Here is a 22,766-nt window from a genome sequence, read left to right as displayed (position 1 = left end):
GCGTCCAGCTGCTTGCCCCCGCCCTACCTTGCGGGATGCCATGGGGGTGCTGCTGCGGTGGCGGAGCGAGCCGAGGAGGGGACATGGGTGGACCGGGAATGCCGTGGGCACGAGCCAGGGCGGTGGGTGACCGCGGGGAGGACCTGGCGTGCGCGCACTTGGAGGGGCTGGGCTGGCAGGTGGTGGCACGCAACTGGCGCTGTCCCCAGGGTGAGCTTGACGTGGTCGCCGACGAGGAGGGGCTGCTGGTCTTCTGCGAGGTCAAGACCCGCAGGTCGACCCGGTTCGGCACTCCGCTCGAGGCTGTGGACGAGCAGAAGGCGCGCCGTCTGCGGCGGCTGGCCTGGACCTGGCTCGCCGAGCACGGGCGCAGCGGTGAGACCTTTCGCATCGACGTCGTCGGGGTGCTCTGCCTCGCCGGCGCGCCTGCGCAGATCCAGCATCTGCAGGGGGTGGCGTGATGGGTTTGGCCAGGACGCATGCCGTCACCCTGACCGGCGTCGAGGGGCACCTGGTGACGGTGGAGGCGCAGGGCGCTGACGGGCTGCCGGCCACCGTGATGACCGGACTGGCCGACAAGGCCTGCAAGCAGGCACCGGACCGGGTCCGCCCGGCGTTGGCCAACTGCGGCATGCCGATCCCGCCGGCCAGATGGACGATCAACCTCTCCCCGGCTGGGGTGCCCAAAACCGGGTCCGGGCTGGACCTCGGCATCGCCGTGGCGATGATGGCTGCACAGGGTCACGTGGCCGCCGCGGCGGTCCGCGGCCCCGCCCACATCGGGGAGATCGGGCTGGCCGGAGAGGTGCGCACGGTCGCGGGCGTGCTGCCGATGGTGGTGGCCGCTGCGGCGGACGGCGTGCGCGAGGTGCTCGTCGCGGCTGACGCCGCGCGGGAGGCGGCGCTGGTCGCGGGGGTGACGGTGCACCCGGTGCGTCACCTGGGGCAGGTCCAGGAGTTCTACCAGGCCAGAGCCGCCGGGGTCGCCCACCTGCTGCCACCGCCCCCAGAGGTGCCTGCCCGCACCGTGCGCCGGCTTGACCTGGCCGACGTGGTGGGACAGGCGACCGCCAGGGCGGCGCTGGAGATCTGCGCCGCCGGTGGTCACCACCTGCTGCTGGTCGGTCCGCCCGGAGCGGGCAAGACCATGCTGGCCGAGCGGCTGCCGGGGATCCTGCCCCCACTGACCGAGGAGCAGGCGCTCGCCGTCACCGCGATTCACTCGGTGCTGGGGGTGCTGCCCGACGGGGGAGAACTCGTCGACCACCCACCTTTCGTCGCACCGCATCACAGCGCGTCGACGGCGGCAGTCATCGGCGGTGGCTCCAGGGCCATCCATCCCGGTGCGGTCTCACGGGCGCACCACGGGGTGCTCTTTCTGGACGAAGCGCCCGAGTTCCGCCGGGACGTCCTGGACGCCCTGCGACAACCTCTGGAGTCGGGAGAGGTGGTCATCGCCCGCGCTGACCGGCATGTGCGCCTGCCCGCCCGGTTCCAGTTGGTCCTGGCCGCCAACCCCTGCCCGTGCGGGGGCCTAGGCGCGCACTGCGTATGTCCGCCGTTCCGTCGCCGCGGCTACCTGTCCCGGCTCTCCGGGCCACTTCTGGACCGCGTCGACCTCAAGCTCTCGGTCAGCGCGGTCACCCGGGCGGACCTCACCCTGCCCCGCGGTGAGCCCTCTGAGGTGGTCGCGGCCAGGGTGTTGGAGGCCAGGGAACGACAGCGCGAGCGCTGGGCCGGCACGCCATATCTGCTCAACAGCCAGGTGCCCGGGGCCGCGCTCCGGCGAGAGCCCTGGCAGCTGCCGACCGCGGACCGTCAGCCGCTGGACCGGGCGATGGACCGGGGCACCCTCACCCTGCGCGGGATGGACCGGGCCCTGCGGGTGGCGTGGACCATCGCCGATCTGCAGGGCTTGGACCGGCCGCGACGGGCGCAGGTGCAGCTGGCGCTCGACCTGCGCACCCCTTCGGAGGCGAAGGTCGCATGAGCGGGTGGAGCGCAGGGCTGTGCGCGCCGCGGCTGGACGAGCGCGCCGCTCGGCTGCTGCTGTCGCGCATGGGGGAGCCCTACGACGAGTTCGTCCAGGAACTGGTTGCGGAGTATGGCGTGCTCGACCTGGTCGGCTACGCACTGCGGGACGGGCACACCCCGGACGGCACCGGGCTGGGGCGGCTGCTGGGGCGCCGGGAGCGGGCGCTCGCCGCCGACGACGGCCACATCTGCCGCGCGCTCGGGCTGCGGGTCCTGGTCCCCGGCGACGAGGAGTGGCCGGGCGTCCTTGACGAGCTGCCGTGGGCGCCCTGGTGCCTGTGGGTGCGTGGATCAGTGCGCCTGGAGGAGGTGCCGGAGCGCAGCGTCGCCGTGGTCGGGGCCCGTGCCAGCACCGCCTACGGCGAACACCAGGCGGCGCGGCTGTGCATGGACCTCGCCGAGCGCGGTTTCGCCATCGTCTCCGGGGCGGCCTACGGTATCGACGCTGCGGCGCACCGGGCCGCGCTGGCCGCGGGCGGGACGACGCTGGCCGTGCTGGCCGGGGGAGTAGACGTGCCCTACCCCCGCACCAATGCTGACCTCATCGCCCGGATCGGGCAGGTGGGTGCGCTGGTCAGCGAGACGCCGCCGGGCGGGGCCCCTGCCCGGATGCGCTTCCTGGCCCGTAACCGGATTATCGCGGCGCTGGCGACGGGCACCCTCGTCGTCGAGGCCGGCCTGCGCTCGGGGGCCCGCTCCACCGCCAAGAACGCCCGTGACCTGGGCCGTCACCTCATGGCCGTGCCCGGCCCGGTGGAGAGCGGCATGTCCGCCGGGTGTCACGCCGAGATCCGGATGGGCGCCACCCTGGTGACCGACGCCGCAGAGGTGATTGAGCTGGTGGGCCGGATCGGTCTGGACCTGGCGCCGGTCAAGCAGGGTGGCGTCCGGGAGGAGGACGTCCTCGACGACGGGCTGCGGCGCATCTGGCAGTGGTTGCGCCCACGCCGGTCGTCGTCCGTCGATGAGGTCATGGTCCGTTCAGGGTTGACGATGGCGGAAGTCCTGGCGGGACTGGGTGAGCTGGAAGAGCTGGGTCTGGCCGAGCACCTGCTCGACGGCTGGCGGCGCAGGTCGGCCCGATGAGCAGGGGCGGTGGGTCCAGGCGGGTGCTCGTCCCGTTGCCGGCGAAGGTTCTGGCGGCAGTCGTGATGATGGTCCTGGTGGCAGTGCCCGGTGTCGCGGCCTTGGTCGACGACCGGGACGCCGTGTTCGCCCCGCGTGCGCCGGAGGTGACGGGCCTGGTGGTCTCGCAGGTGCTGGGGGTCCGGGACGCACCCGGCCGGGGCACACCCGGCGCCGCGGGTGACCGCGCCCGCACCGCACAGTGGGGCTGGCCTCTGGTGGGCGCCCCGCCCGTCGCCCGGGCCTTCGACCTGCCGGCTCAGCGTTGGCTGCCCGGCCATCGCGGCGTCGACCTGGTCGGGGTCGCGGGCGAGCAGGTGTTTGCTGTCGACGCCGGTGTGGTCACCTTCAGCGGCACGATCGCCGGGGTGGGGATGGTCAGCGTGACCCACGAGGACGGGCTGCGCAGCACCTACCAACCGGTGGAGGACAGGCAGGATCGCGGGGAGCGGGTCGGCCGGGGGCAGCGCCTCGGTGTGCTGGGCACCACCGGCAGCCACTGCGCCCTTCACGACTGCCTGCACCTGGGCGCCGTGCGGGGACGGGACGCCTACGTCGACCCGCTGCCCCTGCTGCTCGGCGCCGAGCTTGCCCTGCTGCCAGTGGCGCCGTGAGACCGGCAATGACCGGATCCGCTCAGGGTGAGGGCGCGCCGCCCCCGCCCCCAGCTCGCCGCGCGCGTCAGGCCGACGGTGTCGGCCAGGGAGCGTCAGGCGCGGGGGTGGGCCTGCTGGTAGGCAGCCCGCAGCCGGTCGACCGAGATGTGGGTGTAGATCTGGGTGGTGGCCAGGCTGGCGTGCCCGAGCAGCTCCTGGACCGTACGCAGGTCGGCCCCACCCTCCAACAGGTGGGTGGCGGCGCTGTGCCGCAGGCCGTGCGGGCCCATGACCGGGGTGTCGGGCAGGTGGCGCAGCAGCTCCTGCAGCGAAGAACGCACCTGCCGTTGGTCGACCCGGCGGCCGCGCCGACCCAGGAACAGCGCTGGGCCCGAGGAGGCGGTCGCCAGCCGGGGCCGCCCTGTGGCCAGCCAGGCCTGCAGCGCCTCGGCGGCGGGGGCGCCGAACGGCACGATCCGCTCCTTGGCCCCCTTGCCCAGCACCCGGGCGGTGCCTGCCTGCAGGTCGACGTTGTCCACGTCGAGACCGGTCAGCTCACCGACCCGCATGCCCGAGGCGTAGAGCAGCTCCAGCATGGCCCGGTTGCGCTGGTGCACGGGATCGTCGTCGTCCGCCGCGACCCCGGCTAGGTCCATCAGCTCCCCGGCCTGGGGCGCCCGCAGCACGGCAGGCAGGTGCTTGTCCTTGCCTGGAGCGAGGAGACGCAGGGAGGGGTCCTGGCTGACCCGGCCGTGGCGGTGGGCCCAACGGAAGAAGGTCTTGGCGGCCGCGGCCCGGCGGGAGAGTGTGGACCGTGCCGCACCTTCGGCTCCCATCCGGCCCAACCAGGACCGCAGATCGGGCAGGCCCACGTCGCCGAGGTCGGTGACACCCTGCTCGCTCAGGTGGGTGCCCAGGTCGCGCAGGTCCCCCAGATAGGCGCGCACGGTGTGCTCCGAGCGTCCCTTCTCCACCCGCAGGTGCTGCTCGAACGCGTCGAACAGCTCCTGGGCGGGGAGGGCGGACGCGGCGACGGGAGTGGACCCGGTTGCAGGGGTCATGAGCCGCTCCGGCGGGCGGTGGCCGCCCCGCGCTCGACCCGTGTCCCGGCGATCCGATCGTGGATGCCGCGGCCGCCCACCAGCGCCGGGACGGCGCAGGCCAGCCCGAGCAGGGTGCCAGCGACGGCGAGCCCGATGCCGAGGCCGACCTGGGTCTCGAGCATGCCCCGGGTGAAGCCCAGGTGGCCCAGCTGCCAGGCCAGGACCTTGATCAGGTTGCGCACCCAGACCGAGCCGGTCACCGGCGACGAGCCGTCGGCTGCGGCGACCCGGAGGCCGGCCCAGCGCTTGCCCAGGGTCGCCCGCCGGGGGGAGGACTCGGTGAGGACGAGGTAGAGCAGGTAGGGCAGCACCGTAGCCACGGTGATGAGCACGTCGGCTGTGAGCAGGGCGCGCAGCGTCGTCGCCCCCGCCTCGCCCGAGGGCAGCAGTGGCCGGGCGGCCAGACCCACCACGGCGAGGACGCCCAACCAGGCGCCCACCACCAGCCAGTCGAGGAGCCAGGACCGCACCCGCGCAAGGGGCCGGGGCCGCAAGCTCGGGGGAGCCGTAGCGTCGGGGGTGGACGGCATACCGGCCAGACTGTCAGGGACGGGACAGCCGGTGCAGGCGGCGCGCCGCCTCGCGCAGCACGTCCTCGCGCTTGCAGAAGGCGAACCGCACCAGGGACGCCACCGGGGCAGGGTCGTCGCAGAAGACCGAGACCGGGACGCCGACCACGCCCAACTCCTCGGGCATCCGTCGGCAGAAGTCGACTGCGTCCTCGACACCGTGCCCGGCGAAGTCGGCGATGACGAAGTAGGTCCCCTGACACGGGCTGACCGGCACGCCGACCTCGGTCAGCGCGGCCACCACCAGGTCGCGCTTGGCCTGCAGCTGGGCGGCGAAACCGGTGAAGAACTGATCGGGCATCGACAGGCCGTGGGCGACCGCCGGCTGCAGGTGGGTCGCACCGACGAAGGTGAGAAACTGCTTGACCGCCGCGACCGCGTCGATGAGGTTGGCGGGCCCGGTGACCCAGCCCGTCTTCCAGCCGGTGAAGGAGAAGGTCTTGCCGACCGAGGAGATGGTCAGCGTGCGCTCTGCCATCCCGGGCAGCGTCGCGATCGGCACGTGCACCAGCCCGTCGAAGACCAGGTGCTCGTAGACCTCGTCGGAGACGACCACCAGGTCGTGCTCGATGGCGAGGCTCGCCACCGCCTCCAGCTCCTCACGAGAGAAGACCTTGCCGGATGGGTTGTGCGGGCTGTTGAGCAGGAGCACCCTGCTCCGGTCGGTCACCGCTGCGCGTAACGCCTCGACGTCCAGGGTGAGGTCGGGGAAGCGCAGCTGGACCGTCCGCCGGACCCCGCCGGCCATTCCCACGCACGCGGCGTAGGAGTCGTAGTAGGGCTCGACCATCAGCACCTCATCACCCGGCTCGACCAGCGCGATGAGTGTCGCCGCGATCGCCTCCGTGGCGCCGACGGTGACCAGGACCTGCTGGTCCGGGTCCAGGGGTATGCCGTAGAACCGGTCCTGGTGCGTGGCCACGGCCTCGCGCAGGACGGGCAGGCCCCGGGCCGGGGCGTACTGGTTCAGACCGCCCAGCAGCGACTCCTGAGCCACCTGCACCATCTCGGGCGGTCCCTCGGTGTCGGGGAAGCCCTGGCCGAGGTTGACCGCGTCGAACTGCAGGGCGCGTTGGGTCATCTCCGCGAAGACCGACGTGCCGAAGGGGCGCAGGCGATGGACGAGCCGGTCCGAGGTCATGCACCCACCGTAACGAGTGGCCAGGCTGACGGTCCGGGGCGCCGGCGGCCGGCGCCAGCGGCGCCTGAGCGGCTACTGGTTCGCGAGGTCGGGACCATCGCCGCGGCTCCGGTAAGATGAAAGGCACGTGCGGTGTGCCTTACGCCGCATGAATTCGCGCCCGGGCGCGGTCGACACACCCCTGAGCTTGACTCGGACCAGGTCACTGACGACGGCGCACCCCGCGGTCCCGCACGGCATACCCATCTGCCGCACGGGTGGGGAGCGTCCCCGGGCCAGGACCAACTGCACCTCGAGAAGAAAGCGAGACCTCGGCATGGCCGTCGTCACCATGCGCCAGCTCCTAGAGAGCGGCGTCCACTTCGGGCACCAGACCCGTCGATGGAACCCCAAGATGAAGCGCTTCATCATGACCGAGCGCAACGGCATCTACATCATCGACCTGCAGCAGTCGCTGACCTACCTCAACGAGGCCTACGACTTCGTCAAGCAGACCGTCGCCCACGGCGGCAGCATCCTCTTCGTCGGCACCAAGAAGCAGGCCCAGGAGGCCATCGCGGAGCAGGCGACCCGGGTGGGGATGCCCTACGTCAACCACCGTTGGCTCGGTGGCATGCTCACCAACTTCCAGACCGTCTCCAAGCGCCTGACACGCATGAAGGAGCTGGAGGAGATCGACTTCGACGACGTGGCCGGCAGCATCCACACCAAGAAGGAGCTGCTGATGATGCGTCGCGAGTTCGACAAGCTCAGCAAGACGCTTGGCGGCATCCGCGACATGCAGAGGGTGCCCTCGGCCGTCTGGGTCGTCGACACCAAGAAGGAGCACCTCGCCGTCACCGAGGCCCGCAAGCTGGGGCTGCCGGTGATCGCGATCCTGGACACCAACTGCGACCCGGACGAGGTCGACTACAAGATCCCGGGCAACGACGACGCGATCCGCTCGGTCAGCCTGCTGACCCGCGTCGTCGCCGACGGCGTCGCCGAGGGCCTGATGGCCCGTGCCGGCGGCAGTTCCGAGGCCGGCGCCGAGGGCGCCGCGGCTGAGCCGATGGCCGAGTGGGAGCGTGAGCTGCTCGCCGGTGCCGAGCCGGAGCAGAGCGGTGCCGCCACTGAGTCGGACGCGACGGCCGAGGACGCGAACGCCGAGGTCGCTGCCGAGGTCGCTCCGACCGAGGACGCGGCGGGCGACCAGCCGGCTGCGGAGGCCCTCGAGTCTGTCGTCGAGGCCCCGGTCGAGGCGCCCGCCGAGGGCCCGGCCGAGGGTGCCGTCACTCCCGGTGCCGACGCCGCCCCGGCGCTCGACGCCGACGGTGACACACAGGTCGCCGAGCCGACCCAGTCCTGACCATTAGCCTCACCCCCAAGGAGCGAGACACCACACATGGCTGCGAACTACACCGCTGCTGACATCAAGACCCTGCGCGAGGCCACTGGCGCCGGGATGATGGACGTCAAGAAGGCTCTCGACGAGGCCGAGGGCGACCTGGCCAAGGCCACCGAGATCCTGCGCGTCAAGGGCCTCAAGGGCGTCACCAAGCGTGAGGGCCGCTCGGCCTCCAACGGCCTGGTCCGGGCGCACATCGACGGTGGCGCCGGCACCCTGGTCGAGGTCAACTGCGAGACCGACTTCGTGGCCAAGAGCCCGAAGTTCGGCGAGCTGGCCGACCAGCTGCTGGCCCAGGCCGTCCAGGCCGAGGCTACCGACGCCGACTCCCTGCTGGCCTCGCAGATCGACGGCACGTCGGTCAAGGACGTCATCGACGAGGCCAACGCCGGGCTCGGCGAGAAGATCGAGATCCGCCGGGTCGCCCGCGTCACCGGCGACCAGGTCGTGTCCTACCTGCACAAGACCAACCCCGACCTGCCCGCGCAGATCGGCGTCCTGGTGGCTACCACCGGTGGCGACGAGCAGGTGGCCCGCGACATCGCGATGCACGTGGCGGCCTTCGCCCCCACCGTGCTGAGCCGCGACGACATCGACGCCGAGACCGTCGCGAACGAGCGGCGCATCGCCGAGGAGACCGCCCGCGAGGAAGGCAAGCCCGAGCAGGCGCTGTCCAAGATCGTCGAGGGCCGAGTCAACGGCTTCTTCAAGGAGAACGTGCTGCTGGACCAGGCGTTCGCCAAGGACGCCAAGAAGTCCGTCGGCCAGGTCGCCAAGGAGGCCGGCACCCAGGTGACCGGGTTCGCCCGGTTCAAGGTCGGCGTCTGAGCGCACCGCACCTTCGATAGCAGGGCCGGCAGGGCCCGTCGCAGCCTCGGCTGGGGCGGGCCCTGCCGCATGCCGGTGGGCGGTCCCGACCCCGCACCCGAGCGGTCCTGCGATGACCGTCCGCGGCGCGGTGTGTGGCAGGATCGAAGGACCGCACCCCCACCTGGAGGCCCCCAGCATGACCTCGACCGCGCCCGCGCCCGCCGCCCTGCACTCCCCGACCTCACCCCCGGCCAAGGACACGCCGCACTCCCGGCGCCGGGTGCTGCTCAAGCTGTCGGGTGAGGCCTTCGGCGGTGGCAAGGTGGGGGTGGACCCGGACGTCGTCAAGGGGATTGCCCACCAGATCGCCCAGGCGCACCGGGAAGGGGTCCAGGTGGCTGTCGTCATGGGCGGCGGCAATTTCTTCCGCGGCGCCCAGCTGCAGCAGCGGGGCATGGAGCGCTCGCGCGCCGACTACATGGGCATGCTGGGCACCGTGATGAACTGCCTGGCGTTGCAGGACTTCCTGGAGAAGGAGGGCGTGGACACCCGCGTCCAGACCGCTATCACCATGGGTCAGGTCGCCGAGCCCTACATCCCGCGCAAGGCGATCCGGCACCTGGAGAAGGGGAGAGTGGTCATCTTCGGCGCCGGCGCCGGTATGCCGTACTTCTCCACCGACACCGTCTCGGCCCAGCGTGCCCTGGAGATCAAGTGCAATGCGGTCCTGATGAGCAAGCACGGGGTGGATGGTGTGTACACCGGCGACCCGCGCACCGACCCGCAGGCGGTGAAGCTCGACAAGCTCACCTTCAGCGAGGCGCTGACCAGCAATCTGCGCGTGGTGGACGCCGCGGCCTTCAGCCTGTGCATGGACAACGAACTGCCCATGCTGGTCTTCGGCATCGACGGCGAGGACTCGATCACCCAGGCGATCAAGGGTGAGAAGATCGGAACGTTGGTCACCGCCAACTGATCAGCCGGCGTCCAGGACGCAGACCCGGCGGGCGACACGGACCCACCACCGGTCTCGACCGGCGCCCAGCACGCAGACCCTGCAGGACCGCATACCCACGAAGGAGCACCACCCATGTCCGAGGTCGTCGAGATGGCCCTCATGGAGGCCGAGGAGAAGATGGACAAGGCGCTGGAGGTGGCGCGCGACGACATGTCCTCGATCCGCACCGGCCGCGCCCACCCCGGCATGTTCAGCAGGCTCGAGGTCGACTATTACGGTGCGGCCACCCCGCTGCAGCAACTGGCCAGCTTCACCGTCCAGGACGCGCGCACCCTGCTCATCACGCCCTACGACAAGGGCTCGCTGCGCGAGATCGAGAAGACGCTGCGCGACTCCGACCTGGGTGCCAACCCCAGCAATGACGGCAACGCGATCCGGATCGTGATGCCGCAGCTGACCGAGGAACGGCGCAGGGAGTACATCAAGCTCGCACACAGCAAGGGGGAGGACGCCAAGATCTCGGTGCGGCACGTGCGCCGGCACGCCAAGGACCAGATCGACAAGGCGGTCAAGGACGGCGAGATCGGCGAGGACGAGGGCACCCGCGCGGAGAAGGAGCTCGAGGCGCTGACCAAGAGCCGCGTGGACACGATCGATGAGATCCTCAAGAGCAAGGAGACCGAGCTGCTCGAGGTCTGAGCAGCTCCTCCCGGTGGCGAGGGTCCGGGCATGACGGACGACCAGACCCAGGGGCCGGTGGCGCACGTGCCACCGGCCTCCCGTCCTGCCCCCGCGGTCTCCAGTCCGGCCACCGTGGCCGCCGACCCACCCCCCGCCCGAACCCCCCGTGCCGGGCGCAACCTGCCGGCGGCGATCGGAGTCGCGGTGGTGCTGCTGCTCCTCATCGGGGCCAGCCTGGTCTTCTGGAAGCCGGCCTTTGTCCTGGTGGTGACCGCCGCCTCCCTCATCGGGGTCTGGGAACTGGCCGCCGCGATCCGCAACGGCCGTGTGCACCCGCCCCTGCCGCCGCTGCTGCTGTCGGTGGCGCTGGTGCCGCTCGCGTTCTGGGGCGGTGCGGACGCGCTTGGCCTAGGCTTCGTGACGGCAGCTGCGCTGGTGCTGGTGTGGCGCGCGGTCGGCCCGCCCGAAGGTGCTGTGCGCGACATCGCCGGCGGAGTCTTCATCATCGCCTACGTGCCCCTGCTCGCGGCGATCACCTCGCTCATGCTCGCCGAACCCGACGGCGTCGGGCGCATCGTCACCTTCATCCTGGTCACCGTCGCCTCCGACACCGGCGGGTATGCCGTGGGGGTGTTCAAGGGCCGGACCCCCATGGCGCCGTCGTTGTCGCCGAAGAAGTCCTGGGAGGGTTTCGCCGGGTCCGTGGGCACCAGCGCGGTGGTCGGCGCCGTCTGCGTCGTGCTGCTGCTGGACGGTGCCTGGTGGGCCGGGTTGAGCGTGGGGGCGTTCGCCGCCGTCTTCGCCACCATCGGTGACTTGTCGGAGTCGGCGATCAAGCGCGACCTGGGCATCAAGGACATGGGCAGCCTGCTGCCCGGCCACGGCGGGATCATGGACCGGCTGGACTCCCTGCTCATCACCGCCACCGTCTGCTGGGCACTGCTGCACGTGCTGGTCTGAGAGAATGGGCGGTGATGACTACCGACCTGCCGACCCCCAGCAGCGCCCGTCCCGCGCCCGGCGCGCTGACTTTCACCGCGCCCCGGCGGGGCAAGGCGCCCCAGCACCTGGCCGACCTGGACCTCGCCGGACGCAAGGCCTGGGCCCAGGAGCTGGGCATCCCCGGCTTCCGGGCCGACCAGGTCAGCCGGCACTACTTCGAGCGCCTCGTCTCTGACCCCGCCCAGATGACCGACCTGCCCAAGGCCGGGCGCGAGGAGCTGGTCTCCGGGCTGCTGCCCAGCCTGCTGACCCCGGTACGCACCCTGACCGCGGACGACGGGGCCACCCTGAAGCAGGTGCACCGGCTGCACGACGGCGCGATGGTGGAGTCGGTGCTGATGCGCTACCCCGGCCGGGTGACGATGTGCATCTCCAGCCAGGCCGGCTGCGGGATGAACTGCCCCTTCTGCGCGACCGGCCAGGCTGGGCTGACCCGCAACCTGTCCACCGCCGAGATCGTCGAGCAGGTCGTCGCCGCCGCCCGGGCGCTGCGGCACGGTGACCTGGCCGCCGCGCCCGGCGAGGACACGGACCCGGCAGGGGAGCTGGGCGCCCCTCCCGAGCAGCAGGACGGGCAGCTGGACGGCGCGGGTGACGCCCGCGAGGCCCTTCGGGTCTCCAACGTGGTCTTCATGGGGATGGGTGAGGCGCTGGCCAACTACAAGGCGGCCATCGGCGCTATCCGCCGCCTGGTCGATCCCTCGCCTGAGGGCCTGGGCATGTCGGCGCGCGGCGTGACGATGTCCACCGTCGGGCTGGTCCCGGCGATCGACAAGCTGGGTCAGGAGGGCGTCCCGGTCACCCTGGCGCTGTCCCTGCACGCCCCCGACGACGAGCTGCGCGATGAGTTGGTGCCGATCAACACCCGGTGGAAGGTCGACGAGGCGCTGGACGCCGCGCGCCGCTACTTCGACACCACCGGTCGGCGCGTGTCCATCGAGTACGCCCTCATCCGGGACATCAACGACCACGCCTGGCGGGCCGACCTGCTGGGGGAGAAGCTCAACGCCCGCGGCCGGGGCTGGGTGCACGTCAACCCGATCCCGCTCAACCCCACGCCGGGGTCGAAGTGGACGGCCTCGAGGCGCGGCGTGGAGCAGCAGTTCGTCGAGCGGCTGCTCGCGCACGGCATACCCACGACCGTCCGCGACACCCGAGGCTCGGAGATCGACGGCGCCTGCGGTCAGCTCGCGGCGACCGTGTGACGTTGGCTCCTCGGAGCATGAGCCGCTAGCCTGACGGACACCTGAGGGGGAGGAGTGACCACCATGTCCGGTCCGGAGATCGTCAATCCGCGCAAGGCGGAGCTGCGCGCGTTGGCCGACCGGGCGGGCGAGGTGGAGTCTGCGGTCGCGACCGTGCTGGAGGCCGCCCGATCGGCGCTCGAGGGCGGCGCGTGGGTGTCGAGCACCGCGCGCACCTTCGAAGAAGGGATCACCCTGGCGCGGCAAGACATCCAGAGAGCGGCAAGCGGCACGGTGGCCGCGATCGAGGCCGAGTGGGCCTCGACGCCTGCCCGGATCCCGGCGAACGGGCCGATCTGATGGGGCTGGTGCAGATCGACATCCCCGCCATGCGCCGGTTGATCTCCGACGTGGACGGGACCATGACGTCCGCGTTCACCAATCATCAGACCCTCACCGGGCTGCTCAGCCAGGCCTCCGCCTCGGCCTCCGTGGCCACCCCCATGCTGTCGGCAGCCACCTGGTTGGAGGAGCAGGGTCCGGACCTGCGGCGACGGCTGGCGCTCGCCGAGCAGGTCGCGGCGAGCAGTCCGGGCGCCTCGCTCATGGTCGAGATCGACGAGTCGCTGCTCTCGGACCTGACACCGGAGGAGGCCCGGCTGCTGGCCCGCGAGCTGGCCGAGGAGCTGCGGGAGGGGCCGCACACGGAGGGCCTGGTCGAAAGGCTCGCCGAGAACGCCTCGGACCCCTACTTCGCCGAGGCGCTCCTGGCCGAGCTGTCCCCGGAGGAGCTCGCCACCTATCTGGAGAGCGTGGACTTCAGCGTCCAGCGCCCGGGCCAGGCGGAGATCGACTACGCCCGGCGACACGGGGTGATCATCACCAGCTTGCGGACGGCGTTGCAGACGGCGGCCCGTGCCGACCGGCTCCCGGACGGCTACGCGGAGCAGCTCTCCGAGTTCATCTGGACGGGGGACGGGGCCGGGGCGGTCGCCCTGGCCGACTTCCTCAACGACACCGAGGACCTGCACCCCAGCCTCGCCGCCCCCACCAGCGAGGCCCGGGAGATGGTCACCGGCTATCACGACCTCGTGGAGGCCGGTGTGCTCACCGCGCCCCCGACGGCCTACCTGCGGGAGTGGATCGGCAACGTCCAGGGGCGGGACCTGGTGGCCCTGGCCCAGCAGGAAGGGGTCCAGGACGACACCTTCGACCTCCTCATGGAGCTGGAGGTCATCCGGGATCCCGAGGGTCGTGCCTTCTTCCAGTTCGGGCTCGACCATGCCGATGACGCCCGGCGGATCGCCGAGCTCACCGAGCTGCTCGACGGTCGAGAACCGTCGACCAACGCCTGGCGCCGGGATGCGAACTCGTGGACCTTCGACACCCTCCTCGGCCAGGGTGACATCCGCCTCGTGCTCAATGACGGGGGTGCGCTGGCGGCGACCCCGGAGGGCATCTTCATGGCTGTGGGCGACAGTTCGCGGCTGGTCACCTCGACGGATCTGTTCGCCCACTCCGGCGGCACCATGTGGGGGGAGATCTTCATGATCAATCAGGAGGACGAGGATCCGGGCCAAAGGTTGCGGGACATCATCGAGATTGGTTCGCTCAGCAGGCGGGAGGACGGTCACCCGCTGGCCGACATCCTGCGGCACGAAGCGGTGCATGGACAGCAGTGGGCACGCGAGGGCCACGCGCTGTTCATAGCCAAGTATGGATTCTGGGCAGTCCGGTTCGGAGGCGACATGTGCAAGCACCCCTTCGAGATCGAGGCGGGCCTCGAGGACGGGAACTACTCATGTCCCTGACCAGGCTGGGCGTCACCACCGCAGCGGTACTGTCGGCCGGTCTGCTGGCGGGCTGCTGGAGCAGCCCTGCCGAGCCCATGGTCGTGGCCGGTCTGCGGATGGCCGGGGAGCAGCTGGAGTACTGGGCCGGGACGCAGTGCCCCGGCGTTGGTCAGGTCACCGTCGAGGTGCCAGGCAAGTCCGGTGCGGACGCCGAGCACACCTGGACGATGACCGCCCAGGAGGGATCATCGTCGTTGGAGACCTTCGTGGTCGGCGATCCCCCCAGCGGTTTCGTCGCCGACGCCCCGGCGCCGGACTGGCCGCCGGAGGGCACGGTCCGGGTTCAGGTCCGGGACGACGACGGGGGTGTCCTCGGAAGTCACCTGTGGTCGCTGGGTTCCCTCGCCGAGTCGGGGGACCACCCGGGCGAGTGGTATGCGGAGGGCCACGGCTGGGTGGACGAGGAGGGTTTTGCCGAGCTCGCCGACGAGGGGGCCGGTTCTCACCCGTTCTGCGAGGTGCCGCAGAGGTGACACGGTGATCGGCCGCTGCCAGCGTCAGGGCAGCATCGGCCAGTCCGACGGCGGGTCCTCGCCCACGTGACCGTCGATGGCCTCGCGCAGCAGGTCCATGTGGCCGGTGTGCCGGCCGTACTCCTCGATGAGGTCGTGCAGGTGGCGCCGGATGCTGGGCCGCACCCCGTCGAACTCGAGGTGACCGGGCCGGTCCAGACCGCCCTCGGCCACGAGTTCCTGCTGCCGGGTCCGTGACCGGCCGACGGCCGCGGCCCATAATTGGTAGACCTGCTCGGCGCTCTCGTCCGGGCCCACGGTGAACTGCCAGCGCTCGACCTCGTCCTCCGGCACCGACAGCCAGGTGACGGGCGGCCGGCCCGAGGTCCGCCAGCAGAAGACGTCGTCCTCGCACACGGCCAGGTGCTTGAGCAGGCCACCCACGGTCAGCTCGGAGGTCGGCACGGCTCTGGCCCGCAGCTGGTCGAGATCCAGACCGTCCGCCTTCCACCGGAAGGTTGCGCGCAGACGCTCAAGCGTCGCGAAGACGTGCTCGGTGTCCGTGCCGGCCAGCGGCGGCTCCCACGCAGGTGGTCCGGTGCGTTCGGTGCTCGCCGCGTCGGTGCTCATGGTGTCTCCTGGGAGGGGGGTACGGCCTGGTGGTCCCCACCGACGCTAGTGCCGCCCCCGGCTCGGTGTCTGCCCGCTGACGAAGAGTCGCGGACAGGTGGCGTCCGCTAGCACCCCAGAAGCGCGGCCGCCTCGTCGACGGTGTCGACCAGGTGCAGCGCTCCGGCCATCCGGCGTCCCTGCCCCAGTGCCTGCAGCAGCGGCCAGACCGGCAACCGCTCCGTCCAGTGCTCGCGGCCGACAAGGACCATCGGTGCCAGGGGCTGCCCCGTGGCGGAGTCCACCTCGTAGTAGAGCCGGGTGGCCATCTGGAAGACCTCCTGCACCGTGCCGGCCGCGCCGGGGAGCACCACCAGCCCGTCCCGCGAGTGTGCGAGCAGCAGGTCTTCGCGTAGCGCGTTGGAGAAGAACTTGGCGACCAGCTGGGCGAAGGCGTTGGGCGGCTCGTGACCGTAGTACCAGGTCGGGATGCCCAGGCTGCGTGCCCGGCGAGGTCCGGCCGGTCGGCCCTCACCCGTGCGCAGCTCCAGGACGGGCTGCACCCAGGCCGCGATGTCCGGCGCGAAGTCGGGGACCTCTGCGACGGCAGCCAGAGCCTCCTCGAGGACGCCCTCGTCCGGGGCCCACGCGCCCAGGTTGGCCGCCTCCATCGCCCCGGGGCCGCCGCCAGTGGCGACCAGGAAGCCGGCCTCGGCCAGCCGGTGACCCAGCACCGCGGCCGCGGCGAACTCGTCGGTCCCGCGGCGCAACGCGTGCCCGCCCATGACGCCCACGACCCGTCGGTCCTGCACGGTGGCGGTCAACGCGTCGGACATCGCGTCGTCGTGGATCGCGCGCAGCACGGTCACGTAGGCGTCGTGTTGGATCGCCGCGTCCTCGAACCAGGTGTAGGCGCGGGCGTCGGGGGTGGCGGCATATCCCTCCTCGGCCAGTCCGAGATAGAGCTCCTGGGCGGTGTAGAGCCGGGCCCGGTAGGGGTCGACGGGGGCCTGCGGCGCGGCAGGGAAGACGATCGCGCCGTGTCGACGCAGATGGTCCTCGACCTCGTGATCCAGCACCCCGCCGAGGACGACGATGTCGGTGAGGTCGGCCCTGGCCAGCAGCAGCTCCTTGTCACGGGTCAGGTCCAGGCCCTGCAGCCGCAGGTTGTGCAGCGGTTCGGGGGAGTCGAGCAGGCGTCGCCAGGTCGTGCGGTCCTCCACCTCGCGGCCCGGGGCCGGGCCAGTGGCCTCGACCCGGTGGTAGCGGACCTCCGGGCCGAGCTCGGGGGCAGACCCGCCGGGAACGCAGGAGGAGCGGGCGGACACGGGGTGCTCAGCATGCGGCATACCGCCGACCCTAATCACCCGCGTCCCCGCCCGATGTGCGGCGCTGCCGTCCGGCGAGCTTGGCCGGACCCCTCTTCCGCAGCGTCGGGACCGGGTGTTGGATGGTGCCATGAGCACCGACGCCCAGGAGAACTACCGCGACACCGTGGCCCAGTCGCTGGCCGACCCGAGGGCGTTCTGGGGGGAGGCGGCAGGCCTCATCGACTGGATCACCCCTCCGACGCAGGTGCTGGACGAGACGAACCCACCGTTCTACCGGTGGTTCACCGGGGGACGGCTCAACGTCTGCTACAACGCCCTCGACCGGCACGTCGTGCACGGCCGCGCGGACCAGGTCGCGCTCATCTACGACAGCCCCGTCGCCGGCAGCAAGGCGCGCTACACCTACGCACAACTGCTCGACCTCGTCGCGCGGTTCGCCGGCGTGCTGCGTGACCTGGGCGTGACCCAGGGCGACCGGGTGGTCATCTACATGCCGATGGTGCCCGAGGCGGTCATCGCCATGCTCGCCTGCGCTCGGATCGGCGCGGTCCACTCGGTGGTCTTCGGCGGCTTTGCCCCGGCCGAGCTGGCTGCCCGCATCGAGGACGCGGCCCCCAGGGTCGTGGTCTGCGCCAGCTGCGGCGTCGAGCCCAGCCGGGTGGTGCCGTACAAGCCGATGCTGGACGAGGCGATCGAGCGCTCGGCGCACAAGCCGGAGCACTGCGTGGTCCTGCAGCGCGAGCAGCTGACCGCCGAGCTGGGCGAACGCGACCTGGACTGGAAGCAGGTCATGCACCCCGACGCCGTCGCACCCGCTGAGGTGGTGCCGGTCGAGGCGACCCACCCCCTCTACGTCCTCTACACCTCCGGCACGACCGGGAAGCCCAAGGGGATCGTCCGCGACAGTGCTGGCTACGCCGTGGCTCTGCGCTGGTCGATGACCAACCTCTACGGCGTGCAGCCGGGTGAGACCTGGCTGTGCGGCTCGGACGTCGGCTGGGTGGTGGGCCACTCCTACATCGTCTACGCGCCGCTGCTGGCCGGCGCCACCACGATCCTGTTCGAGGGCAAGCCGGTCGGAACCCCCGACGCCGGGGTCTACTGGCGGATGATCCAGGAGCACGGCGTGGTGGCGGCGTTCACCGCGCCCACCGCGATCCGGGCGATCAAGAAGCAGGACCCGCGCGGGGAGCTCATCGGCGACTACGACCTGGCCCCCCTGCGGGCGCTCTTCCTGGCGGGTGAGCGCCTTGACCCGGACACCTGGCGGTGGGCGACCGAGCACCTGGGGGTGCCGGTGATCGACAACTGGTGGCAGACCGAGACGGGCTGGCCGATCGCGATCAACCCGCTCGGTCCGGACGGGGCGACCTTCGAGATCAAACCGGGCAGCCCGACTCTGCCCACGGCGGGATATGACGTGCAGGTGCTGGACGAGAAGGGTGAGCCGGTGCCGGCCGGCACCGAGGGTGCGATCTGCCTGCGGCTGCCCCTGCCCCCGGGCACGCTGCCCACGCTGTGGCAGGACGACGAGCGCTACGTCTCCTCCTACCTGTCGACCTTCGAGGGCTACTACCTGTCCGGTGACGGCGGCTTCGTTGACGAGGACGGCTATGTCTACGTCATGGGCCGCACCGACGATGTCCTCAACGTGGCCGGGCACCGCCTGTCCACCGGCTCGCTGGAGGAGGCGCTGGCCGGGCACCCCTCGGTCGCCGAGTGCGCCGTGATCGGGGTCAGCGACGCCCTCAAGGGGCAGGTGCCGCGGGCGCTGGTCGTGCTCAAGGCTGGGATCGAGCTCGATGACGCCGGCCGGGAACAGCTGCAGGCTGAGCTGGTCCAACGGGTCCGGGCCGAGGTCGGTGCCGTCGCGGCGCTGCGCCAGGTGGACGTCGTCGACGCCCTGCCCAAGACCCGCTCGGGCAAGATCCTGCGCAAGACGATGCGGCAGCTGGCCGACGGCCAGGAGGCGATGGTGCCGTCCACCATCGAGGACCGGTCGGTGCTCGACGCGCTGGAACAGGTGCTGCGCGGGCGCTGACGCCCGCCTCCTGTGGATAACCTCAGCACGGCCCCGTCCGGGTGCCTACTGTCGGAGTCAGCCGGGCGCGTGCTGCGCCCGGCCCAACCGAGGGGGATCCGATGGGGTATGCCGTGCGCGTGGACGCCGACCGGGTGTCCGCCGCCGCGACGCAGCTGACCGCTCTGCACGACGACCTGGAGCGGGCTGGCGGCGCCCTGGCGCAGGCGCTGCGCGCCGCGGCCGGCGCGGCGGGGCGGGGGACGTTGGCAGCCACCGCTGAGGCGGTCGCAGGTCAGTGGCAGGGCGGGATGGCCGAGGTGGCCCTGCACGGGCGTGACCTGGCGCGGGCGACCATGGAAGCCGCTGAGCTCTACCGGACGGCCGAGCTGCTGGCGGCCCGGGCGTTCCGCCTGCCGGTGCCCGGGGGCGCGCCGTGAGCCTGCACCCCGGCGGTGGCTCGGCCGCCGCCGGGGCCGCGTCCGCTGGGGGTGCGCTCGCAGCAGGGAGCGTGAGCCCGGTGCTGCTCGTGCGTCCCGACGAGCTGCGCCAGGCCGGTCGGTTGCTGCGGGGCGTGGGGGAGCAGGTGGAGGAGCTCGCCGACCGGGCACGGCAGGAAGTGGTCGACCTGGGGCAGGCGTGGACCGGTCTGGCCGCGCTTGAGCAGCAGGCCCGGGCCGCCGCGGTGCGCGAGCTGATGCGGGTGACCGCGCGCCCCGGACGCGCGGCGGCCGACGCGCTGGACCGCGCGGCGGAGGTGGCCGCGTCGGCGGGTGACCGGGTGCGTGCCTGGTCACGGAGGGTGGACGACTGCCGGGCGGAGCTGACCACGTTGCAGGCCATGGGCCCCCCGCCAGAGCCACTCCTGGAGCAGCTGTGGCGGCGGCATCTGCAGGAGGCTGAGCAGGAGCTGGTCCTCGCCCAGTGCCTGGTGGGGAAGGCCGAGCGGGAGTGGAGGGCGGTCGAGCAGGACGTCGCGGCCGTGGTCTCGACGGCGTGGTCGGTGGTCACCGAGCTCAACCGCACCCGGCAGGTGCTGCAGCCGGTCCTGACGTCGGCCACGAAGGCCTGGACGACGGTCCGTTCCGCCGGGCTCACCACCGCGACCGCGATCGCCTTGGCGCGGGCCCGGTGGCAGCGCTCGGCACCGATGCGGGACCTGGCGCTGCGGCGGGCGCGGGTCTGGTTCCGTCAGCTGACGACAGGCAAGCCCGGCCGCGGCAAGGACTGGACCCTGGTGCGCAAGGCCAAGTTTGTCCCGGGCCCGGTCGGGTGGGTATTCACCTACCTGGGGGCGCTGGATGATGTGCGCACCGGCGGCGGGTACCCAGGCTGGCGCGGCGACGTCACCCGGTTCCTCGCAGCCGGCGCCCTGGCCGGTGGCCCGCTCATGCTGGCCGGTGTGGCCCTGCCACCGCTGGGTATCGCTGGTGTGGCGGCAGTCTCGGCCTACCAGGCGTGGACCGCCGGCAACCTGGTCTGGGACAACCGGGGGGCGCTGGTCCGCTACGCCCATCAGGCTGCGGAGGGGGTGGTTCTGGTCGACCGCAAGCTGGACGAGCTGCGGATCCGCGCCTACGCCCGTCTGGCCGAGCACATCAGCACGCTGCGCGACCCGCGGACCTGGCAGGTGACCCCGGCCGGCCCCCGGCCCCGGATCGACGTCAGCGACGCACTGGGCCCCGTCCTGGCTCGGCTGCCGGATACCCAGTGGCTGCGGGAGCGGTGGCGGCAGGTCGGTGAGCCGCTCCGGCTGCCCGCGGTGCCTCTGCCCCCGGTCCTGCCGCCGTTGCGGGTGGGCACCTGGCCCCGGCTCCCGGGGATGCCATGAGCGAGGACGTCGGGGGCTACAAGGGTGTCGAGGGCGAGCAGCAGCACCATCGCCCGTTCGGGCCTGCGCTGGTCCTCACCGCCGAGGAGCTGGCGGTGCTCGAGGAGGCCCACACCCGGGGCCTGGCCGCGCTGCCGGGCCAGCCTGAGCTGTCGGGCCAGCCTGAGCTGGCAGAGAGCCAGGAGACCCAGCTTGACCAGGTGGCGACCCGGACCGGCGCGGCTGACCGCTCGAGCCCGGGCCTGGTCCGGGATGCCGGATCCGCCCAGGCGCGGTGGTCCCTCATCGCCCGCGGCCTGCTCACCCCGGACGGCCAGCTGCCCGAGGACACCGATGTCGGGCTGCTCCTGCAGACCCTCCTGGACGTCCGCCTGGCCGCCGAGGCACTGGTGGTCGTCGAACGGCTCCTGGGGGAGGGCCGCCGAGACGTGCGCCTGCTGCACCTGGTGCCGCAGGGTGGGGTGGTCGAAGATGTGCACCCCGAGGGCCTGCACGGGCTCGACCTAGGGCTGGACGTCAGAGGACTAGTCACGTCCGTGACCGAGATGGTGGTGCCAGCCGACGCCAGGGGCGGGGACGGCCCGGAGGTCACCGCCGACCTGGAAGACGTCGCCGGCGTGTCCTCGCTGCTGCCGACGCTGCTGCACCGGCCGACGGTCCTGGCCGAGCTGACGATGGCGCGGCCGCAGCAGGAGGCGACGGGCCACCTGGTCGCGCTCGGCCCGCGGGGGTGCTGGGCCGGGCCGACGCCGGCCGGGCAAGGACTGCTGCGGCTCTCCCCGGTCGAGCCGGGATGGGTGGGTGAGCTGGTGACCTCCTGGGTGCAGGGCGTGGTAGGCATTCCGGGAGGGGGCACAATGTCGGGGTGAGCGTCCGCACCCTGACCCTGCTTGGCTCGACCGGCTCTATCGGCACCCAGGCCATCGAGGTGATCGAGAACCATCCGGACCGGTTCGTCGTGCGCGCCCTGGCCGCCGGGGGCGGTGACCTCGGGCTGCTGGCCCACCAGGCGGTGCGGCTGCAGGTCGAGACCGTCGCGGTGGCCCGGGACGGTGCTGGGGAGGAGCTGAGCGCGGCGATCGCCGAGGCGGCCCGGGAGGCAGGACGCACGGCATACCGCCCGGAGGTGCGCAGCGGCCCGGACGCGGTGTCGGAGGTCGCCGGCAACGGCGCGGACGTCGTGCTCAACGGCATCACCGGCAGCATCGGGCTGCGCCCGACCCTGGCGGCCCTGGCCGCGGGCAGCACTCTGGCGTTGGCCAACAAGGAGTCCCTCATCGTGGGGGGCCCGATCGTGCGCGCCGCCGCGGCACCGGATCAGATCGTGCCCGTCGACTCCGAGCACAGCGCGATCGCGCAGAGCCTGCGCGGTGGTCGACCCGAGGAGGTGCGCCGCCTGGTCGTCACCGCCAGTGGCGGGCCCTTCAGGGGGATGACTCGCGAGCAGCTGCACGACGTCACGCCCCAGCAGGCGCTGGCCCACCCGACGTGGGACATGGGCCGGGTCGTCACCACCAACTCCGCGACCCTGGTCAACAAGGGACTGGAGGTGATCGAGGCCCACCTGCTCTTCGACGTTCCCTTCGAGGCCATCGACGTGGTCGTCCACCCGCAGTCGGTCGTGCACTCCATGGTCGAGTTCCACGACGGCTCGACGATTCTGCAGGCTTCCCCGCCGACCATGCACATCCCCATCGGGCTGGGTCTGTCCTGGCCCGACCGGCTCACCGACGTCGCCCCGGCCTGCGACTGGACCCAGGCCTCGACCTGGGAGTTCTTCCCTCTCGACGACGAGGCGTTCCCGGCGGTGCGCCTGGCCGCGCAGGTCGGGCAGGAGGGCGGCACCTACCCGGCCGTCTACAACGCGGCCAACGAGGTCTGCGTGGACGCCTTCCACGAGGGGCGCCTGCCCTTCACCGGCATCGTCGACACCGTCTTCGCCGTGGTCGAGGAGCATGCCGGGAACCCCACGTCGTCCTCGGCGGTTGATCTGGACGTGGAGCAGGTGCTCGCGGCCGACGCCTGGGCCCGCGAGGCCGCGGCCTCACGCATCACCCACGCGCGCAGGACCTGACCAGGA

The 22,766-nt window shown here is 72.0% G+C and carries 23 protein-coding genes; 18 read left to right on the top strand and 5 right to left on the bottom strand.

The genetic code is table 11. The features are described 5' to 3' along the window. Nucleotides 1-83: 83 nt before the first annotated feature. The 4 genes from FY030_RS09830 to FY030_RS09815 are packed head-to-tail and all read left to right on the top strand — an operon-like array spanning nt 84 to nt 3,773. Nucleotides 84-461, top strand: a complete 378-nt coding sequence (locus FY030_RS09830) for a YraN family protein (protein ID WP_238348220.1) — start codon at nt 84-86, stop codon at nt 459-461. Beyond that, entirely contained in the window at nt 461-1,990 is a 1,530-nt protein-coding gene (locus FY030_RS09825) for a YifB family Mg chelatase-like AAA ATPase (RefSeq protein WP_158061349.1), read from the top strand. The genes FY030_RS09830 and FY030_RS09825 overlap by 1 nt, the downstream gene beginning before the upstream one ends. Next, nucleotides 1,987-3,120, top strand: a complete 1,134-nt coding sequence (gene dprA, locus FY030_RS09820; protein WP_158061348.1) for a DNA-processing protein DprA — start codon at nt 1,987-1,989, stop codon at nt 3,118-3,120. The genes FY030_RS09825 and dprA overlap by 4 nt, the downstream gene beginning before the upstream one ends. After that, nucleotides 3,117-3,773: a M23 family metallopeptidase gene (locus tag FY030_RS09815; protein ID WP_158061347.1), complete on the top strand. Its 657-nt coding sequence runs from the start codon at nt 3,117-3,119 to the stop codon at nt 3,771-3,773. Before dprA ends, FY030_RS09815 begins: the two co-directional genes overlap by 4 nt. 95 nt (nt 3,774-3,868) lie before the next feature. Here the strand turns inward: FY030_RS09815 and FY030_RS09810 are convergent, their stop codons facing one another. Genes FY030_RS09810 through FY030_RS09800 form a run of 3 tightly spaced genes read right to left on the bottom strand, consistent with a single transcriptional unit; the run spans nt 3,869 to nt 6,568 of the window. Next, nucleotides 3,869-4,816, bottom strand: a complete 948-nt coding sequence (locus FY030_RS09810; protein WP_158061346.1) for a tyrosine recombinase XerC — start codon at nt 4,814-4,816, stop codon at nt 3,869-3,871. Beyond that, on the bottom strand, nt 4,813-5,388 hold the full coding sequence (locus tag FY030_RS09805; protein WP_158061345.1) for an RDD family protein: 576 nt from the start codon (nt 5,386-5,388) through the stop codon (nt 4,813-4,815). The genes FY030_RS09810 and FY030_RS09805 overlap by 4 nt, the downstream gene beginning before the upstream one ends. 13 nt (nt 5,389-5,401) lie before the next feature. Next, nucleotides 5,402-6,568, bottom strand: coding sequence for a pyridoxal phosphate-dependent aminotransferase (locus FY030_RS09800; RefSeq protein ID WP_158061344.1), 1,167 nt, complete (start codon nt 6,566-6,568; stop codon nt 5,402-5,404). Between the two features lie 316 nt (nt 6,569-6,884). Between FY030_RS09800 and rpsB the strand changes: the two genes are divergently transcribed. From rpsB to FY030_RS09755, 9 genes are all read left to right on the top strand, one after another. Continuing rightward, complete coding sequence (gene rpsB, locus FY030_RS09795; RefSeq protein ID WP_158061343.1) at nt 6,885-7,916, top strand: 30S ribosomal protein S2; 1,032 nt, start codon at nt 6,885-6,887, stop codon at nt 7,914-7,916. A gap of 36 nt (nt 7,917-7,952) precedes the next feature. Beyond that, complete coding sequence (tsf, locus tag FY030_RS09790) at nt 7,953-8,783, top strand: translation elongation factor Ts (protein ID WP_158061342.1); 831 nt, start codon at nt 7,953-7,955, stop codon at nt 8,781-8,783. A 178-nt stretch (nt 8,784-8,961) separates the two neighbouring features. Further along, nucleotides 8,962-9,741, top strand: coding sequence for a UMP kinase (pyrH, locus tag FY030_RS09785; protein WP_238348219.1), 780 nt, complete (start codon nt 8,962-8,964; stop codon nt 9,739-9,741). A gap of 114 nt (nt 9,742-9,855) precedes the next feature. Continuing rightward, nucleotides 9,856-10,422, top strand: coding sequence for a ribosome recycling factor (gene frr / locus FY030_RS09780; RefSeq protein WP_158061341.1), 567 nt, complete (start codon nt 9,856-9,858; stop codon nt 10,420-10,422). Between the two features lie 30 nt (nt 10,423-10,452). Continuing rightward, nucleotides 10,453-11,364 carry a phosphatidate cytidylyltransferase gene (locus FY030_RS09775; protein WP_158061340.1) on the top strand — a complete coding sequence of 304 codons (912 nt, stop codon included), beginning with the start codon at nt 10,453-10,455 and terminating at the stop codon, nt 11,362-11,364. A 14-nt stretch (nt 11,365-11,378) separates the two neighbouring features. After that, a complete protein-coding gene (gene rlmN / locus FY030_RS09770; RefSeq protein ID WP_158061339.1) occupies nt 11,379-12,611 on the top strand; it encodes a 23S rRNA (adenine(2503)-C(2))-methyltransferase RlmN in 1,233 nt (410 codons plus the stop codon). A gap of 54 nt (nt 12,612-12,665) precedes the next feature. Beyond that, nucleotides 12,666-12,950: an efflux RND transporter permease subunit gene (locus FY030_RS09765; protein WP_158061338.1), complete on the top strand. Its 285-nt coding sequence runs from the start codon at nt 12,666-12,668 to the stop codon at nt 12,948-12,950. Next, a complete protein-coding gene (locus FY030_RS09760) occupies nt 12,905-14,401 on the top strand; it encodes a hypothetical protein (protein ID WP_192498558.1) in 1,497 nt (498 codons plus the stop codon). The genes FY030_RS09765 and FY030_RS09760 overlap by 46 nt, the downstream gene beginning before the upstream one ends. After that, nucleotides 14,392-14,916, top strand: a complete 525-nt coding sequence (locus FY030_RS09755) for a hypothetical protein (RefSeq protein WP_158061336.1) — start codon at nt 14,392-14,394, stop codon at nt 14,914-14,916. The genes FY030_RS09760 and FY030_RS09755 overlap by 10 nt, the downstream gene beginning before the upstream one ends. Before the next feature lie 24 nt (nt 14,917-14,940). On the opposite strand, the gene FY030_RS09750 is transcribed toward FY030_RS09755, so the two are convergent. Further along, nucleotides 14,941-15,525 carry a mycothiol transferase gene (locus tag FY030_RS09750; RefSeq protein ID WP_158061335.1) on the bottom strand — a complete coding sequence of 195 codons (585 nt, stop codon included), beginning with the start codon at nt 15,523-15,525 and terminating at the stop codon, nt 14,941-14,943. Nucleotides 15,526-15,632: 107 nt separating this feature from the next. Beyond that, entirely contained in the window at nt 15,633-16,853 is a 1,221-nt protein-coding gene (locus FY030_RS09745; RefSeq protein ID WP_158061334.1) for an SLOG cluster 4 domain-containing protein, read from the bottom strand. Nucleotides 16,854-16,962: 109 nt separating this feature from the next. On the opposite strand from FY030_RS09745, the gene FY030_RS09740 reads away from it, so the two are divergent. The 5 genes from FY030_RS09740 to dxr all read left to right on the top strand — a co-directional run bounded on the left by FY030_RS09740 (nt 16,963) and on the right by dxr (nt 22,760). Continuing rightward, nucleotides 16,963-18,876 (top strand): propionyl-CoA synthetase, encoded by a 1,914-nt coding sequence (locus FY030_RS09740; RefSeq protein WP_158061333.1) that lies wholly within the window; start codon nt 16,963-16,965, stop codon nt 18,874-18,876. A 101-nt stretch (nt 18,877-18,977) separates the two neighbouring features. Beyond that, entirely contained in the window at nt 18,978-19,295 is a 318-nt protein-coding gene (locus FY030_RS09735) for a hypothetical protein (protein ID WP_158061332.1), read from the top strand. Continuing rightward, a complete protein-coding gene (locus FY030_RS09730; protein WP_158061331.1) occupies nt 19,292-20,686 on the top strand; it encodes a hypothetical protein in 1,395 nt (464 codons plus the stop codon). Before FY030_RS09735 ends, FY030_RS09730 begins: the two co-directional genes overlap by 4 nt. Further along, entirely contained in the window at nt 20,683-21,555 is an 873-nt protein-coding gene (locus FY030_RS09725; RefSeq protein ID WP_158061330.1) for a hypothetical protein, read from the top strand. Before FY030_RS09730 ends, FY030_RS09725 begins: the two co-directional genes overlap by 4 nt. Continuing rightward, nucleotides 21,552-22,760, top strand: coding sequence for a 1-deoxy-D-xylulose-5-phosphate reductoisomerase (gene dxr / locus FY030_RS09720; protein WP_158061329.1), 1,209 nt, complete (start codon nt 21,552-21,554; stop codon nt 22,758-22,760). Before FY030_RS09725 ends, dxr begins: the two co-directional genes overlap by 4 nt. Nucleotides 22,761-22,766 lie beyond the last annotated feature (6 nt).

The organism is Ornithinimicrobium pratense (assembly GCF_008843165.1).
GTDB lineage: Bacteria > Actinomycetota > Actinomycetes > Actinomycetales > Dermatophilaceae > Ornithinicoccus > Ornithinicoccus pratensis.
This window is presented reverse-complemented; position numbering and strand designations above follow the sequence as displayed.

Excerpts from the sequence above, each read along its gene's own strand:
- FY030_RS09775 (WP_158061340.1), top strand. The coding sequence starts at position 10,453 with ATGACGGACGACCAGACCCAGGGGCCGGTGGCGCACGTGCCACCGGCC.
- dprA (WP_158061348.1), top strand. The coding sequence starts at position 1,987 with ATGAGCGGGTGGAGCGCAGGGCTGTGCGCGCCGCGGCTGGACGAGCGC.
- FY030_RS09805 (WP_158061345.1), bottom strand. The coding sequence starts at position 5,388 with ATGCCGTCCACCCCCGACGCTACGGCTCCCCCGAGCTTGCGGCCCCGG.
- FY030_RS09815 (WP_158061347.1), top strand. The coding sequence starts at position 3,117 with ATGAGCAGGGGCGGTGGGTCCAGGCGGGTGCTCGTCCCGTTGCCGGCG.
- rpsB (WP_158061343.1), top strand. The coding sequence starts at position 6,885 with ATGGCCGTCGTCACCATGCGCCAGCTCCTAGAGAGCGGCGTCCACTTC.
- FY030_RS09735 (WP_158061332.1), top strand. The coding sequence starts at position 18,978 with ATGGGGTATGCCGTGCGCGTGGACGCCGACCGGGTGTCCGCCGCCGCG.
- rlmN (WP_158061339.1), top strand. The coding sequence starts at position 11,379 with ATGACTACCGACCTGCCGACCCCCAGCAGCGCCCGTCCCGCGCCCGGC.
- FY030_RS09810 (WP_158061346.1), bottom strand. The coding sequence starts at position 4,816 with ATGACCCCTGCAACCGGGTCCACTCCCGTCGCCGCGTCCGCCCTCCCC.
- FY030_RS09830 (WP_238348220.1), top strand. The coding sequence starts at position 84 with ATGGGTGGACCGGGAATGCCGTGGGCACGAGCCAGGGCGGTGGGTGAC.
- FY030_RS09740 (WP_158061333.1), top strand. The coding sequence starts at position 16,963 with ATGAGCACCGACGCCCAGGAGAACTACCGCGACACCGTGGCCCAGTCG.
- FY030_RS09800 (WP_158061344.1), bottom strand. The coding sequence starts at position 6,568 with ATGACCTCGGACCGGCTCGTCCATCGCCTGCGCCCCTTCGGCACGTCG.
- FY030_RS09725 (WP_158061330.1), top strand. The coding sequence starts at position 20,683 with ATGAGCGAGGACGTCGGGGGCTACAAGGGTGTCGAGGGCGAGCAGCAG.
- FY030_RS09825 (WP_158061349.1), top strand. The coding sequence starts at position 461 with ATGGGTTTGGCCAGGACGCATGCCGTCACCCTGACCGGCGTCGAGGGG.
- FY030_RS09750 (WP_158061335.1), bottom strand. The coding sequence starts at position 15,525 with ATGAGCACCGACGCGGCGAGCACCGAACGCACCGGACCACCTGCGTGG.
- tsf (WP_158061342.1), top strand. The coding sequence starts at position 7,953 with ATGGCTGCGAACTACACCGCTGCTGACATCAAGACCCTGCGCGAGGCC.
- frr (WP_158061341.1), top strand. The coding sequence starts at position 9,856 with ATGTCCGAGGTCGTCGAGATGGCCCTCATGGAGGCCGAGGAGAAGATG.
- FY030_RS09755 (WP_158061336.1), top strand. The coding sequence starts at position 14,392 with ATGTCCCTGACCAGGCTGGGCGTCACCACCGCAGCGGTACTGTCGGCC.
- pyrH (WP_238348219.1), top strand. The coding sequence starts at position 8,962 with ATGACCTCGACCGCGCCCGCGCCCGCCGCCCTGCACTCCCCGACCTCA.
- FY030_RS09745 (WP_158061334.1), bottom strand. The coding sequence starts at position 16,853 with ATGCCGCATGCTGAGCACCCCGTGTCCGCCCGCTCCTCCTGCGTTCCC.